The organism is Aeromicrobium sp., from assembly GCF_047607065.1.
Taxonomy (GTDB): Bacteria; Actinomycetota; Actinomycetes; order Propionibacteriales; family Nocardioidaceae; genus Aeromicrobium.
The window spans coordinates 34,538-48,669 of record NZ_JASGDU010000044.1; the positions used below are offsets into that span (position 1 = coordinate 34,538).

Genomic DNA, 14,132 nt, shown 5'->3' on the forward strand with positions numbered 1-14,132 from the left:
GCACACCTCGCGGGCGACGAGTTGGTGCCCCGGCGTGGACAGATGCATACGGTCGTCGCCCCACCAGCGGCGCTCGCCCAGATCGAGCAGACCCCACAGGTCGATCACGGTGGCGTCATGGCGGCGCGCGATCTGGCGCACCAGTTCGTTGTAGATCGCGATCCGGCCGCGGAACGGGCGGAACACCCACACCGGCGACGGGTCGCTGATGGTGAACAGCAGCACCCGCGCCCCGGTCTGACGGAGCCGGGCAACCGCGTTCTCGTAGACCGCCATGAGTTCGTCGAGATGGACCCGCGTGCGCATGAGGTCGTTGACCCCGCCGAACATCGCCACCAGGTCCGGCCGCAGCGACAGCGCGACATCGACCTGCTCGGACACGATCTGATCCAGCCGCTTGCCGCGGATCGCCAGGTTCGCGTACTGCACACCCGGCCACGACCGGGACAGTTGCTCGGCCACCCGGTCGGCCCAGCCGCGCACGCCGTTGGGCAGCGCCGGGGCCGGATCGCCCATACCCTCGGTGAAGGAATCGCCGAGGGCGACGAACCGGCGGTGGACGACGTGCCTACTGCTCACAGCGCCAGGTTAGCGGGCACGACCACTGCGGCGCGCGGACCGACTCGTGAACGTCACCGGTCACCGCAGGGTCTTCTTACCGCCGTAGAGCAAGCCGATGAGCAGCGCAGCGGTCTTGTCGGTCTTCTCATCGCGCTCGAAGGTCGTCAAGTTCAGCAAAGGCTTGAACCGCTGCCGGGTGATCGACTTGGCGTAGGTGAACTCGCGCAGGCCGTCGGCACCGTGGATGCGTCCGAAGCCCGAATCGCCCACCCCGCCGAACGGCAGCGCCGGCACCCCGGCGAACATCGCCACGGCGTTGATCGAGGTCATGCCCGACCGGACCCGCTCGGCGATGCTCGTGGCCTGCCGCTTGCCGAACACCGAGCCGGCCAGCCCGTAGGCCGTGGCGTTCGTCAACTGCACGGCCTCGTCCATGTCGTCGACCGGGTTGACCACCAGCGTCGGGCCGAAGGTCTCTTCGGTGATCGCCAGGGAGTCCTCGGGGACATGGGTGATGATCGTCGGCTGCACGAACCGCTCGCCCACCGCGCCGGCACCGCCGAGCACGACCCGGCCGCCCTTGGCGATGGCGTCGTCGATGTGGCTCTGGATGATCGGCAACTGCTTGGGCATGGTGATCGGGCCGAGCGGGGAGTCCGGGTCGGCGTCGGCGCGCAGCGTGCGGGCGCGGGTCAGCAACTCGTCCATGAACGGCTCGAAGACCGCCCGGTGGACGTAGACCCGCTCGGCACCGATGCAGGTCTGGCCGGCGTTGGACATCGCCGACCACAGGGCACCGTCAGCCGCCGCAGCCAGGTCGGCGTCGCGGTCGACGATGACCGAATCCTTACCGCCGGCCTCGATGACGACCGGGGTCAGCGTCTCGGCGCAGGCGGCCATGACGCGCTTACCGGTGGCCGCCGAGCCGGTGAAGGCCACCTTGTCGACGCCCGCCGCGCACAGGGCCGCGCCGGTCTCCCCGAAGCCGGTCACCAACTGCAGGATCGGCCGGCCGCCGACGATCTCGGTGAAGGTGTCGACCAGCCACTGACCGACGCCGGGGGTGTACTCACTCGGCTTGAAAACGACGGTGTTGCCGGCCGCCAGCGCGTACGTGGTCGAGCCGAGCGGGGTGAAGACCGGGTAGTTCCACGGGCCGATCACGCCGACGACACCGAGCGGGTTGTACCGGACGCTCGACTCGTGGTTGACCGCGAAGACGCCCGAGTTGACCTTGCGCGGGCCGAGCACCTTCTTGGCGTGCTTGGCCGCCCAGTGGATGTGGTCGATGGCCAGGCCGATCTCCAGTTGGGCGTCGCTGTGCGGCTTGCCGGTCTCCAGGTGGACCAGGTGGGTCAGTTGCGCGAGACGCCGGGTGATGACGCTGCGCCACTGCAGCAGGTACTCCTTGCGGCCGTCGAAGCCGATCTCGCGCCACCAGATGCCCGCGAGCCGCGCCCGCTCGACCGCCTCGGCGACCTCCTCGGGGCTGTGGATGGGGTGCTCGCCGACGACATCACCGGTGCGCGGGTTGACCGACTCGAAGGTCGGACCCTCACGGACCGGCAGCGAGGAGACGGGGGGCTCGGTGCTTGCAGTCATCACGCCACCGCCTGAGGAGAAACGACGGTAGGCGGTGCCGTCATGACCTGATCTTGGATTTTCACTCGCTGGCGCTCGTTCATCGGGACTCCTTGATGAGGTCGGCGGCCTTCTCGCCGACCATGATGGCGGGGGCATTGGTGTTGCCGCGGGGCACGCGCGGCATGACGGAGGCGTCGGCGACCCGCAGGCCCTCGACTCCCTGGACGCGCAACTGCGCGTCGACGACCTTGCCGAGCGCGCAGGTGCCGACCGGGTGGTAGATCGTCTGGGTCAGGCGCGAGACGGCGGCGACGATCTCGTCGTCGGTCGGCTCCCAACTGCCCGGCACCCACGGCGCGGCGATGTAGCGCGACAGCGGGCCGCTGGAGGCGATCTCCAGGGCGCGCCGGACGCCGACGATCATGCGGTCCAGGTCGCTCGGGTCGGTGTAGTAGCCGGGGTCGATCTCGGGATGGATCGACGGATCGGCCGAGCGCAGGCTCACGTGTCCGGCGCTCTCGACCCGGACGAGGGTGGAGGCGACGACCATGCCGCGCTTGGCCGGCTCGTGCAGGCCGTTGTCCCAGAAGGCCGTCGGCAGCACGTGCAGTTGCAGGTCGGGGGCCGGCTGGTCGTCACCGGAGGTGAAGAAGGCCCCGGACTCGGCGACATTGGAACTCAGCGGGCCGCGGCCGAACTTTTGCGCCTTGAGCAGGTTGCCGAAACTGAGGTGCTCGGCCAGGTCGGTGGTATCGCGGGTGTCGAGCAGCACGCCGGCGACCGGGTGGTCCTGCAGGTTGCGGCCGACCTCCGGGGAGTCGACCTTGACCTCGATGCTGTGCTCGCGCAGCTGCGCGCCGGGGCCGACGCCCGAGAGCATGAGCAGTTGCGGTGAGTTGACCGCGCCACCGGACAGGACGATCTCGGCCTCGGCGCGCACCGTCTCGACGGCCCCGTGACGCCGGTAGGTGACGCCCGTGGCGCGCCCGCCGTCGATCTCGATCTTCGTGACGAAAGCCTCGGTGCGCACCGTCAGGTTGGGGCGGTCCATCGCGGGGCGGATGAAGGCATCGGCGATGGACCAGCGGCGGCCCTTGCGGCAGGTGACCTGGTACAGCCCGGCACCCTCCTGCTCGGCACCGTTGAAGTCGTCGGTGGGTGTGAACCCGGCCGCCACAGCCGACTCGACGAAGGCGTGGGTCAGGTCGTGGTTGTACCGGCGGTCCTCGACCCACAGCGGGCCGTCGGTGCCGTGGTACTGGCCGCCGAGGCGGCGGTTGCCCTCGGACTTCGTGAAGTACGGCAGGACGTCGTCGTAACCCCAGCCCTCGCCGCCGTAGACGTCGCGCCACTCGTCGTAGTCGGCGCGGTTGCCGCGGATGTAGATCATCGCGTTCATCGAGGAGCAGCCGCCGAGGGCCTTCATGCGCGGCCAGTCGGCGCGCCGGCCCATGAGGTGTTTCTGCCCGGTAGTGCGGTACGACCAGTCCCACTTCGTCTTGAACAGCGTCGAGAAGCCGGCGGGCAGGTGGATCATGTCGTCGTCGTCCATCGGCCCGGCTTCGAGCAGCAGGACCCGCAGCGAGGGATTCTCGCTCAGGCGCGCCGCGACGACACCGCCGGCACTGCCCGATCCGATGACGATGTAGTCGAACGACTCGTGAAGGTGACCCACGCCACCACCGTACTCCCCGCTACGGCGGGCGTGTCACCTGTTTCAGAGATTGCGCGGATAGGCGGGACCGGTCATTGAGGTGCGAGCTTGCGAGCCTCGAAATGACCACCACCACACGCTCGCACCTCAGGGACCGGGTTTCACCCATCCGGGCACGTTCTCAGGGATACGTCTCGCGTACGGCGGCGGCCAGCCGCCGGGCGTCACTGCGGCGGGTCCGGCGGTCGAGGGGTACCTCGACGACCGACAGGCCGCGCGGTCGGTCGAGCGCGGCCGGCAGGTCGGCGACCGCGACCCTGCGGTGGGGCACACCGTGCGCGCGGCACAGGGCGGCCAGATCGGTTCCGGTGGGGGTGGCGTAGATCCGCTCGAAGGCGTCGGCGTAGGCCGGATCGCCCTGCTCCAGCAGCGAGAAGATGGCCCCGCCGTCGTCGGAGGCAACGACGATCGTGAGGTCCGGGCGCGGCTCACCGGGGCCGATCAACAGGCCGTTGGCGCCGTGGCAGAAGGTCAGGTCGCCGACGAGGGCGAAGGCCGGGCGACCGGCGGCCAGTGCCGCGCCGATGGCGGTGGAGAGCATGCCGTCGATGCCCGCGAGGCCGCGGTTGGCGATGACGCGCGCCGGCGGTGCGCCGGCGGCGATGAGGTCGAGGTCGCGCACGACCGAGGACGACCCGACGACGAGCGTCCCCCCCGCAGCGGCCTGCCAGACGGTTGCGGCGAGGCGCAGGGGGTCGGACGCCTGCGCCCGGATCGCGGCACGCGCCCGCCGGTCGGCTCGCCGCCAGGCGGCGAGCCAGGCCGGATCACCCGTGCCGGTGACCTCGACGGACTCGACGAAGCGAACATGGGCCGCCTCGCCAGGAAATGTCGATTTATCTCCTACGTGGACGATGTCGAGGTCGGCGCGGGCCAGCAGCCCGGAAACGGGACGCGAGAGGGTCGGGTGACCGAGGCAGACGACTCTCTCGATGCGCTCGGCGAGCGGGTGACCGCCGAGCAGGAGGCGGTAGGCGGCGATGGCGTTCTCGTCGCGCAGACCGGAACTCGGCTCGGCGAAGACGGGGTACCCCCAGCGCTCGGGATGCGGATCGCCCTCGGCGGCCCCGTCACCGGCCACGACGACCATCAGCGGCCCCGGGCCGAGGCGAACCCGGTCCCTGAGGCGGCGCGAGGACCGAGCGCCCTCGAAGGGACCTCTCGAAAAATCCCACTCCACCGCCTCGACGAGCGGTTCGTCGAGTTCGAGGTTGAGGTGCTGCGGGGCGTCGAGGCCGGCCAGCTCCGCCGCAGCCTCGACGAACCGGATACCGGGGAAGATGCCGCGCTGCTCGGTGGTCTGGTTCGCTCCCGTGCCGCGCAGCTGGCCGGGGCGGTCGGCCGTGATCGCGATGACCGGGACGCGCGCGTGCCGCGCCTCCAGCATCGCCGGATGCAGGTTCGCCACGGCCGTCCCGGAGGTCGTCACGACCGGCACGGGCCTCCCCGACCCCTTCGCCAGGCCCAGGGCGAGGAAGCCCGCCTCGCGCTCGTCGACGCGCACGTGCAGGCGGATCAGTCCCTGCGCGTCGGCCGCATGCAGGGCGAGCGCCAGCGGCCCCGAGCGCGATCCCGGTGCCAGCACCGCCTCCGCCGCCCCCAACCCCAGCAGCCGCTCCACGACCTCCCGGGCCGCCTCGACCGCCCGGCTCACTGCTGCCCCCCGTCCTGTGCGGCCACGCGGGACGTGCGGGCGAGCCACCAGGCAGTGCGGGCGGCGGCGGGAGCAGCCGCGGCGAGCAGCGCCGGATCGACCGTGGGCCGACGGACGGGGATCACACCGCCAGTCGGACTCAGCGGATCGGACACGACGTCGGCTACCAACATCGCCTGCGTTCCCAGCCCGCAGGCGTAAGGCAGCGCCGGAAGCGCCGCCGCCAGAGCGATCCCGGCCGCCAGGCCGACCGAGGAGTCGACGGCGCTCGAAACGACGACCGGCAGGCCGATCTGCCCGGCGATCTCCAGGCAGGCCCGTACCCCGCCGAGCGGCGCGACCTTCAGCACGGCGATGTCGGCCGCCTCCAGTTCGGCGACGCGAAGGGGGTCGTCGGCCTTGCGGATCGACTCGTCGGCGGCGACCAGGACGTCCGACTCGCACCGCACGGTCGCCAGGTCCTCCACCCGTGCGCACGGCTGCTCCACATACTCCAGACCAGCCTCCGCATCGAGCGCCGCCAGCGCCGCCAGCGCCTCGCGGACCCCCCACCCGCCGTTCGCGTCGATGCGCACCCGCCCGTCCGGTCCGATGGCCTCCCGGACCGCCGCCACGCGGGCGAGGTCGTCGGACAGGCTCTGACCGGCCTCGGCCACCTTGACCTTCGCCGTGCCGCAGCCGGAGGCGGCCACGATCTGCGCCGCCCGGTCCGGGCCGACCGCCGGCACCGTGCAGTTGACCGGAACCTCATGGCGCAGCGGCGCGGGCCAGCCGATGAAGGCCGCCTCGTGTGCCGCGCGCCACCACGCCGCAGCCTCGGCGTCGCTGTATTCGGCGAAGGGTGCGAACTCGCCCCAGCCGGCCGGTCCTTCGATCAGCACGCCCTCACGCCGGTCGATACCGCGAAAACGGTCCCGCAGCGGCAACGAGAACACCCGAGGAGTCACCCCGCGAGCCTACGGGCCGTACGCCGCCTGCCTAGGCGTGAGGCGCGGTGGAGGCCAAGGCGCGGGCGGCCAGGCGGTCGGGCTTGCCGCCCGGCAGCATCGGGATCGCCTCGACGAGCACGACCTCGCGCGGCCCCCACGTCCGGGGGAAGCCCGCCTCCTCAACCGCGTCGCGCAGCCGCTCGACGCGCACCGCGTCGAGGCGCACGGCCTCGCCGGGCACCACGAGCGCGACCACCCGCTGACCCCACTCGGCATCGGGCACGCCCAGCGCCAGCGCATCGGCAACACCGTCGGCCTCCTGCAGCGCCGCCGTCACCGCCGTCACCGGCACGTTGACGCCGCCGCTGAGCACGATGTCGTCCAGGCGGCCGACGACCCGCAGCTCGCCGTCGGCGGTGAGTTCGCCACGATCCTGGGTGGCGAACCATTCCCCTTCGTGCGGCGCGCCGACGTAGCCGTCGAAGAGCACCCCCCCGGCGATCCAGATCTGGCCGTCGCCCTCATCGACGCGCAGCCGGACGCCGTCGAGCGGGAAACCGTCGTATACGCAGCCTCCGCAGGTCTCCGACATCCCGTAGGTGCGCACGACGTGAATGCCCGCCTCGGCCGCCCGCTCGACCAGCGAGGCGCGCACCGGAGCGCCGCCGACGAGCACCGCGTCCAGCGCGGCCCAGGGTGCGGCCTGGCCGGCTTCGAGGAGGCGATGCAGTTGAGTCGGCACGAGCGAGGCATAGCGGCGCTCGGCGGTGTACTCACTCGCCGAGGCCACCGGGTCGATCCCGGTCAGCAGGGACCGCACGATGACCTGCAGACCCGCCACCCCGGTCGGCGGCACCGCCAGAAGCCACTGTCCCGGTCCGCCGAGGCGCGCATGGGTGGCCTTCGCCGAGGCGCGCACCGCTCGCGGCGAGAGCACGACGTCCTTGGGTCGCCCCGTGCTGCCGCTCGTGCGGATCCACAGGGGATCATCGCCGTCGAGCCAGCGGCGCAGCAGCGGCACCAGTTCGTCGAGGCTGCCGCTGACCGGTTGCAGGCCCGCGCTCACGACTCCGGCTCCTCCCAGGCGTCCGAGAACTCCTCGGCGTCAGCCTGACGTCTGGCCTGCTCCCGCTCCCGGTCGCGCAGAGCGATCTGGAAAGCGATAGCGCAAGCCACGACGGTCACGGCGGCCAGCCCGAAGTAACGCGCCCAGGCCGAACCGGAGATGAGGGTGCCCCAGCCGAGGCCGACGGCGATCACGATCAATGCCCAGGGAAACGGACGGTCCACCCCGCCACGGTACTCGCCGGCGCCTGGCAGACTCGTGCCCCGTGACCCCCGATCAGCCCGAGTCCACGCCGCCCGTCGCCCCGTCTCCGCCCCACGGGCTGCGCCTGTGGATCGCCGGGGCCAGGCCGCGCACGCTGCCGGCCGCGGTGGCACCCGTGGCCGCCGGCACCGGTGCTGCGGCCCTCGCGGGGGAGTTCTGGTGGTGGAAGGCAGTGCTGGCGCTCGGCGTCTCGCTCGCGCTGCAGATCGGCGTCAACTACGCCAACGATTACTCCGACGGCGTGCGGGGCACCGACGACGGCCGAGTCGGGCCGCTGCGGCTGGTCGGCTCCGGACTCGTCCCCGCCGGTCGGGTCAAGACTGCGGCCCTCGGCTTCCTCGGTCTCGGCGCGGTGTTCGGCCTGGTCCTCGCGGCGACGACGACCTGGTGGCTGCTGGCCGTCGGTGCCGCCGCCCTGGTCGCCGCCTGGACCTACACCGGAGGCCCCAGCCCGTACGGCTATCGCGCCCTCGGCGAGGTCAGCGTTTTCGTGTTCTTCGGACTCGTCGCGGTCGTCGGCACGACGTTCGTCCAGGTCGAACAGATCACGGCGGCCAGCGTGCTGGCGGGTGTCGCGGTGGGGGCTATGGCGTGCGCGATCCTCGTCGCCAACAACCTGCGCGACATCGCCACGGACACGGTCTCGGGCAAGCGCACCCTGGCGGTCCTCCTCGGGGACGCCCGCTCGCGGTGGTTGTACGTGCTGCTCACCGTGGTCGCCGCAGCCGTGGTCGTCGCGCTAGCCGTGACCGAGACACCGTGGGCGCTGCTCGGCATGGCCGGCCTGCCTCCGGCGGCGAACGCCTCCCGCATGGTGCTGCGCGGGGCCACCGGTCCGGCGCTGATCGCCGTCCTGCAGGCCACCGGCATCGCCGAACTCGCCCTGGCCGTCGGCCTCGGCCTCGGCCTGGCCCTCGGATAGGGATTCCGCCAGTAGGCGGAGCCGGTCATTGAGGTGCGAGCTTGCGAGCCGGGTCCTGAGGTGGCGCGAGGAACGAGCGCCCTCGAAGGGCGAAATGACCAGCCCACGGCAGGCTTCGAGGTTCGGCCGCAAGCGGCCTCGCACCTCAGCCAGCGGACCTATCCGCAGAACCTCAGGGACCGGGGGCAGGTCTGCTAACTGCGACCGGCCTCGCGGACGACCCGGTCGAGGAGGTCGAGCATGACCGCGCGCACCGGCAGGAACGCAGCCACATCGGCGAGCGCCCCGAGCATGCCGGGCGAGTCGTAGGCGAACCGCAGCGTCAGCCACGAGCCGCCCGCCCCGTCGTCGCGCACCATGATCCGGAACCGGTGGTCGATGCCGGTCAGTGTCACCCACGCCAGGTCGCGCGCCTCGCGCAGCGCCACCACCTCGATGATCGCCCCCAGCGGCGACGGACCCACGTGCAGCGCGCTGCGGTAGCGCGAGCCGAGGGACGCCGGCTCGGCCGGCTCGCTCATCGGCTCGATCTCCAACCGGCTGCTCAAGGTGCCGATCCGGGCCGGGTCGCCGGCCACCTCCCACACCCGCTCCGGCGGCGCGGAAACCCGGACCTTCTTCTCGAACCTCATCCGATCACCGGCAGTCGTCGTTCGCTGTTCATGCGTGTCAAGGTCTCCTGCATCAGTCCGGTGATGTAAGCGTAGATCTCGGCGACATCCGGGTCCTCGCCGAACTGCTCGATCAGGTCGATGGGTTCCAGCAGCTCGATGTGGATCTTGGCCGGCGCGGGCAGGTGCGGCAGCGGGCCGACATGCAGGCCGAACGGCATCGCCAGCATGATCGGGAGCGTCTTCAGCCGCATCGAGCGGTCCACGCCGAGGAAGCGCGCCAGGCCCTCGCCCTGGGTCAGGAAGATCGCCGTCTCCTGCCCGCCGAGGGTCACCATCGGCACGATGGGGACGCGCTTGTCCAGCGCCAGCCGGACGAAGCCCATGCGCCCGCCCATGTCGATGCGGGCGCTCTGCCAGCTCGGCCGGAACACCTCGTGGTCGCCGCCGGGGAACACCGTGACGATGGCACCGGCGTCGAGGGCCTTGACCGCGTTGCCCGGATCGGCCTCGACCGTGCCGAAGCGGCGCACGATCCAGCCGACCGGCGAGTTCAGCACCATGCGGTGCGCCAGCTGGTAGTGCAGCCGCTCGGCCCCGAAGTAGGTGCTGAAGGCCAGCTGCGAGATCAGGACCTCCGGCGAGGCGATGCCGCCGGTGTGGTTGCCGACGACGAGCACCGGACCTTCCTTCGGGATGTGGTGCAGGCCGCCGATGCGCGGGCGGAACCATGCCGACACGAGCAGCCACATGCCCGGAAGGATCTCGCGCATGAAGTCGGGATCGCGGTCGTCGAGGTTGCCGGGGCGAAAGCGCGGGGCCAGCGCCGAGACCGCCCGGCGGGCCGGTGAGGTCGCCGCGCCGGCGAGCGCGAGGGCTTTGGACGAGAATGCCACCGCGCCATCTTGGCGTAGTGACGCCGATCACGCCAGCGGTTCACCGATATCGGCGCGCCGGACCGGCCCCGCCCGCGCTCAGGCGAGCCGGCCGGTGGCGTCGTAGGCGGCCAGCCGCTCGGCGTAGGGGGCTGGATCGAGGTCGTGCGCGGCGAGCCAGGCCGGGTCGGCGTGGCTCGCGCGATACCGCTCCCCGCCGTCGCACAACAGCGTGACGATGCTGCCGGACTCCCCCGCCGCAGCCATGCGCGTGGCCGTCAGCAGGGCGGCCCAGACGTTGGTGCCGGTCGACGGACCCACCTCGCGGCCGAGCCGGGCCGAGGTCCAGGCCATCGCCGCGATGGAGGCCGCGTCGGGCACCCGCACCATGTCGTCGATGACCCCGCCGACGAAGGACGGCTCGATGCGCGGCCGGCCGATCCCCTCGATGCGCGAACTCGCCCCCGTCACGACGGCCGCCGAGTCGGTGCGCCAGCCGTCGTAGAACGCCGACCCCTCGGGATCGGCCACCAGGACGCTCGTGGGATGACGCCGATAGCGCACGTAACGGCCGATAGTCGCCGAGGTGCCGCCGGTGCCCGCGCCGACCACGATCCAGGCCGGGATCGGATGCCGCTCGGCAGCCATCTGCTCGAAGATCGACTCGGCGATGTTGTTGTTCCCCCGCCAGTCCGTCGCCCGCTCGGCGTAGGTGAACTGGTCCATGTAGTGCCCGTCGCACGCCTCGGCGAGCCGGCGGGCCTCGTCGTAGACCTCGGCGGCGGACTCGACGAAGTGGCACCGCCCGCCGTGCCACTCGATCAGCGCGACCTTCTCGCGGCTCGTCTCGGCGGGCATGACGGCCACGAACGGCAGCCCGAGCAACCGGGCGAAATAGGCCTCGCTGACCGCCGTCGATCCGCTGGAGGCCTCCACGACCGTCGTGTCCGGGCCGATCCAGCCGTTGCACAGGGCGTACAGGAACAGCGAGCGCGCGAGCCGGTGCTTGAGGCTGCCGGTCGGGTGAACGGACTCGTCCTTGAGGTAGAGGTCGACGCCCGGCGTCGGCAGCGTCAGCGCGTGCAGGTGCGTGTCGGCGCTGCGGTTGGCATCGGCCTCGACGAGGCGGACGGCCTCGTCGATCCAGGCCCGTCGCTCAGTCGACGTCTTCGGCACGGCGCGACTCTTCGATGCGCTCGGAGATCTTCTCGGCCCGCTGCTGGACCTGCACCGCGAACGCCTCGCGCAGGCCGGCCAACAGGAAGAAGGAGAGGGCCGAGGAGACGATCATGGCGACCAGCAGCACGATGAGATTGGTCAGCTCGCTGAACTCAGCCAGCCCGAAACCGAAGCCGACCCCGGCGAGCACCGCGTAGGTCGCGGCCAGCAGACCGAGGCGGGCGAGGGTGTACTTCCAGAACGGCGACATGGTGGCAGCGTAGCCGGGCCGGCGCGCTTCGCTACGGTGGCGGGCATGGGCAAGGCCATTCTCGTCGCCGTCGGCGTCGTGCTCGTCATCTACGCCTTCTTCGATGCGCTGGCGACGCCGAGCGCGCGCATCCGGCTGCTCCCCAAGGCCCTCTGGGTCGTGGTGATCGTGTGCCTGCCGGTGCTCGGGGCGGTGGGTTGGCTGCTGCTGGGCACCCGGCGTCTGCGCCTCGGAGCGGACCGCCGCCCGCCGCGCGGCCCCGACGACGACCCGGACTACCTGCGCGGCCTGTAGGGCCGATGCCCGCCGGCCGAGGGAAGCGCTGATGATTCGGGTTGTGGGTCGATGGCCGGTCCCTGAGGTGCGAGCTTGCGAGCCTCGAAGGGACCAGAACCACAGCTCATTTCGAGGCTCCGCTCGTTCCTCGCTACGCACCTCAATGAGCGGCATTGCCTCTTTACCAGCACTTCCCAAGGGAGGCGCTCACGCCTCCCAGCGGAAGAACCTGGCCGAGATCACCGCGAACACCGCCGCGAAGCCGAGCAGGATGACGATGGGCCAGACGATCGCGTCCACGCCCTGACCGCGCACCATGACGTCGAGCATTCCGGTGTTGAGGTGCTTGAGCGGCAAGCAGTTGCTGATGATTCGCAGCCAGGCCGGCGACCCGTCGAGCGGGAAGAACGACCCCGACAGGAAGGCCATCGGCAGCACGATGAAGTTGGCCAGCCCGACCGCGCCCTCCTCGGTCTTGGAGATCGCGCCGGCGAGCATGCCGATGGACAGGAACGCCAGGGTCCCGGCGAGCAGCAGGGGAATCATCAGCGGCCACCACCCGGTGAGCTTCAGCCCGAACACCGCGACACCAAGGCCGACGAAGATCGCCGCCTGCACCAAGGCGATCACCAGGCTGACACCGACGCGGGCCAGGACGACCGAGCGGGTCGGGATCGGTGCCAGCCGCAGCCGGCGCAGCAGCCCGTTCTTGCGCCACACGACCAGGCTGGCCGCCGCGCCGAAGGTGGCGCTCATCGCCACCGCCCAGCCCAGCAGGCTCGGCGTCACATACTGGATCTGACGCAGCGACTCGTCCTCGACCTGGGTGGCCGCCAGGTCGAAGGCCGGCTGTTCTCCGGTCGTCTGCAGGTACACCCCGGCGTTGGCCTGCTGGACGATGGCCTGCAGGACGCCCTGGACCTGGGCGGCGGTCACGGCATCGGCCTGCGAATAGTGGACCTCGACGGTACCGCCGGACTCGGTGACGAGCGCGTCGGCGTCGCCCTCCTTGACCTTCTGCAGCGCGGCGTCGAAATCATCGGAGCGGGTGATGTCGAGGGCGTCGTCAATACCTTCGCGCGCCCCGTCGGGGGCGTCGTCGATGACCGAGACGTGGCCGACGGCGATGATCTTGGCCGCGCTGGCCGAGCCGGAGTCGGTGAAGATGCCGCCGAACAGCACCAGGAACATCAGCGGGAAGGCGATGGCCCAGAACAGGGTCATGCGGTCGCGCACGAACCCCTTGAACATGGCGATGGTGAGCGCTTTCAGGGGCGTCGCCCGAATGGGGGCCGTCTCGGCGGCAGGTGTCTGCCGGCTCATGCCCGGTACTCCCGTCCGGTGAGGTTCAAGAAGACGTCTTCGAGCGTGCCGCGGGACACGCTCAGCCCGTCGAGCGCCTCACGGCGGCCCAGTTCGGACAGCACCGTGGCGGCCTCGCGCGTCTGGATGACCAGGCTTCCGGCGCTCACCTCGGCGTCGAGGACGCCCGGCAGGCCTCGCGCCTCGTCCAGCGCGACGGCCTCAGCACTCAGGCCGATGCGGGTCACGGCGTCGAGTCGGCCGATGAGGGCGGCGGGAGTGTCGAGTTCCAGGAGACGGCCACGGTCGACGATCGCGACGCGGTCGCACAGCTCCTCGGCTTCTTCCATGTAGTGCGTGGTCAAGACGACGGTGCGACCCGAGTCGTTGATCCCGCGCAGCACGTCCCACAGGTTGCGCCGCGCCTGCGGGTCGAGCGCCGCAGTCGGCTCGTCGAGGAAGACCACCTCGGGGTCGTGCACGAGCGCACAGGCGATGGACAGCCGCTGCTTCTGCCCGCCGGAGAGGTCTTCGACCTGGGCGTCGGCCTTCTCGCTCAACCCGACCTGTTCCAGCAGTTCGCCGAAGCGGGTCTGCGGTACGCCGTAGAGGGCACCGAAGGTCTGCAGCTGTTCGACGGCGGTGAGCCGCTCGAAGAAGGACGAGGCCTGCAACTGCACGCCGATGCGGCGCTGCACGTCCGGTTCGCGCTTGGCGGGGTCATGCCCGTCGATGGCGACGCGGCCGCCGCTGGGACGCCGCAGGCCCTCGATGGTCTCCAGCGTCGTGGTCTTACCAGCACCGTTGGGACCGAGCAGACCGAAGAACTCCCCCGGTTCGACCGTGAACGTGATGTCGTCGACCGCAACCACGTCGCCGTAGCGCATCGTCAGGTGGTCGACCTCGATTCGTACACCCATGCCCGCGACGCTACTCGCCCCACCC

General features: G+C 71.2%; 14 protein-coding genes and 1 pseudogene. 2 read left to right on the plus strand and 13 right to left on the minus strand.

Annotated elements, in window-relative coordinates; genetic code table 11:
• Positions 1-15: 15 nt before the first annotated feature.
• The 7 genes and pseudogenes from QM597_RS06305 to QM597_RS06335 form a co-directional block, all read right to left on the minus strand.
• Positions 16-579, minus strand: a pseudogene (locus QM597_RS06305) (SGNH/GDSL hydrolase family protein); the annotation flags it as partial.
• 60 nt (positions 580-639) lie between these two features.
• Positions 640-2,163 (minus strand): aldehyde dehydrogenase family protein, encoded by a 1,524-nt coding sequence (locus QM597_RS06310; RefSeq protein ID WP_415004019.1) that lies wholly within the window; start codon positions 2,161-2,163, stop codon positions 640-642.
• A 79-nt stretch (positions 2,164-2,242) separates the two neighbouring features.
• The gene (locus tag QM597_RS06315) at positions 2,243-3,820 is read right to left on the minus strand and encodes a GMC family oxidoreductase (RefSeq protein ID WP_415004020.1); all 1,578 of its coding nucleotides are present in this window, start codon (positions 3,818-3,820) and stop codon (positions 2,243-2,245) included.
• Positions 3,821-3,980: 160 nt separating this feature from the next.
• Positions 3,981-5,513, minus strand: coding sequence for a 2-succinyl-5-enolpyruvyl-6-hydroxy-3-cyclohexene-1-carboxylate synthase (gene menD, locus QM597_RS06320; RefSeq protein WP_415004021.1), 1,533 nt, complete (start codon positions 5,511-5,513; stop codon positions 3,981-3,983).
• Positions 5,510-6,460, minus strand: a complete 951-nt coding sequence (locus QM597_RS06325) for an o-succinylbenzoate synthase (RefSeq protein WP_415004022.1) — start codon at positions 6,458-6,460, stop codon at positions 5,510-5,512. Before QM597_RS06325 ends, menD begins: the two co-directional genes overlap by 4 nt.
• Before the next feature lie 31 nt (positions 6,461-6,491).
• Positions 6,492-7,508: an AMP-binding protein gene (locus QM597_RS06330; protein WP_415004023.1), complete on the minus strand. Its 1,017-nt coding sequence runs from the start codon at positions 7,506-7,508 to the stop codon at positions 6,492-6,494.
• Complete coding sequence (locus QM597_RS06335; protein ID WP_415004024.1) at positions 7,505-7,732, minus strand: hypothetical protein; 228 nt, start codon at positions 7,730-7,732, stop codon at positions 7,505-7,507. Before QM597_RS06335 ends, QM597_RS06330 begins: the two co-directional genes overlap by 4 nt.
• Before the next feature lie 41 nt (positions 7,733-7,773).
• On the opposite strand from QM597_RS06335, the gene QM597_RS06340 reads away from it, so the two are divergent.
• Positions 7,774-8,694 carry a 1,4-dihydroxy-2-naphthoate polyprenyltransferase gene (locus QM597_RS06340; RefSeq protein WP_415004025.1) on the plus strand — a complete coding sequence of 307 codons (921 nt, stop codon included), beginning with the start codon at positions 7,774-7,776 and terminating at the stop codon, positions 8,692-8,694.
• A gap of 194 nt (positions 8,695-8,888) precedes the next feature.
• Here QM597_RS06340 and QM597_RS06345 read toward each other — a convergent pair whose 3' ends face one another.
• The 4 genes from QM597_RS06345 to QM597_RS06360 all read right to left on the minus strand — a co-directional run bounded on the left by QM597_RS06345 (position 8,889) and on the right by QM597_RS06360 (position 11,609).
• Complete coding sequence (locus QM597_RS06345) at positions 8,889-9,326, minus strand: SRPBCC family protein (protein ID WP_415004026.1); 438 nt, start codon at positions 9,324-9,326, stop codon at positions 8,889-8,891.
• Positions 9,323-10,201: a lysophospholipid acyltransferase family protein gene (locus QM597_RS06350; protein ID WP_415004027.1), complete on the minus strand. Its 879-nt coding sequence runs from the start codon at positions 10,199-10,201 to the stop codon at positions 9,323-9,325. Before QM597_RS06350 ends, QM597_RS06345 begins: the two co-directional genes overlap by 4 nt.
• Before the next feature lie 78 nt (positions 10,202-10,279).
• The gene (locus QM597_RS06355) at positions 10,280-11,356 is read right to left on the minus strand and encodes a PLP-dependent cysteine synthase family protein (protein WP_415004028.1); all 1,077 of its coding nucleotides are present in this window, start codon (positions 11,354-11,356) and stop codon (positions 10,280-10,282) included.
• Positions 11,337-11,609: a DUF4229 domain-containing protein gene (locus QM597_RS06360; protein WP_415004029.1), complete on the minus strand. Its 273-nt coding sequence runs from the start codon at positions 11,607-11,609 to the stop codon at positions 11,337-11,339. Before QM597_RS06360 ends, QM597_RS06355 begins: the two co-directional genes overlap by 20 nt.
• A gap of 45 nt (positions 11,610-11,654) precedes the next feature.
• On the opposite strand from QM597_RS06360, the gene QM597_RS06365 reads away from it, so the two are divergent.
• Positions 11,655-11,903 carry a PLDc N-terminal domain-containing protein gene (locus tag QM597_RS06365; RefSeq protein ID WP_415004030.1) on the plus strand — a complete coding sequence of 83 codons (249 nt, stop codon included), beginning with the start codon at positions 11,655-11,657 and terminating at the stop codon, positions 11,901-11,903.
• A 189-nt stretch (positions 11,904-12,092) separates the two neighbouring features.
• On the opposite strand, the gene QM597_RS06370 is transcribed toward QM597_RS06365, so the two are convergent.
• Together QM597_RS06370 and QM597_RS06375 are read right to left on the minus strand one after the other, a co-directional pair.
• Positions 12,093-13,208, minus strand: a complete 1,116-nt coding sequence (locus QM597_RS06370) for an ABC transporter permease (RefSeq protein WP_415004031.1) — start codon at positions 13,206-13,208, stop codon at positions 12,093-12,095.
• Positions 13,205-14,107: an ABC transporter ATP-binding protein gene (locus QM597_RS06375; protein ID WP_415004032.1), complete on the minus strand. Its 903-nt coding sequence runs from the start codon at positions 14,105-14,107 to the stop codon at positions 13,205-13,207. Before QM597_RS06375 ends, QM597_RS06370 begins: the two co-directional genes overlap by 4 nt.
• Positions 14,108-14,132: the final 25 nt, after the last annotated feature.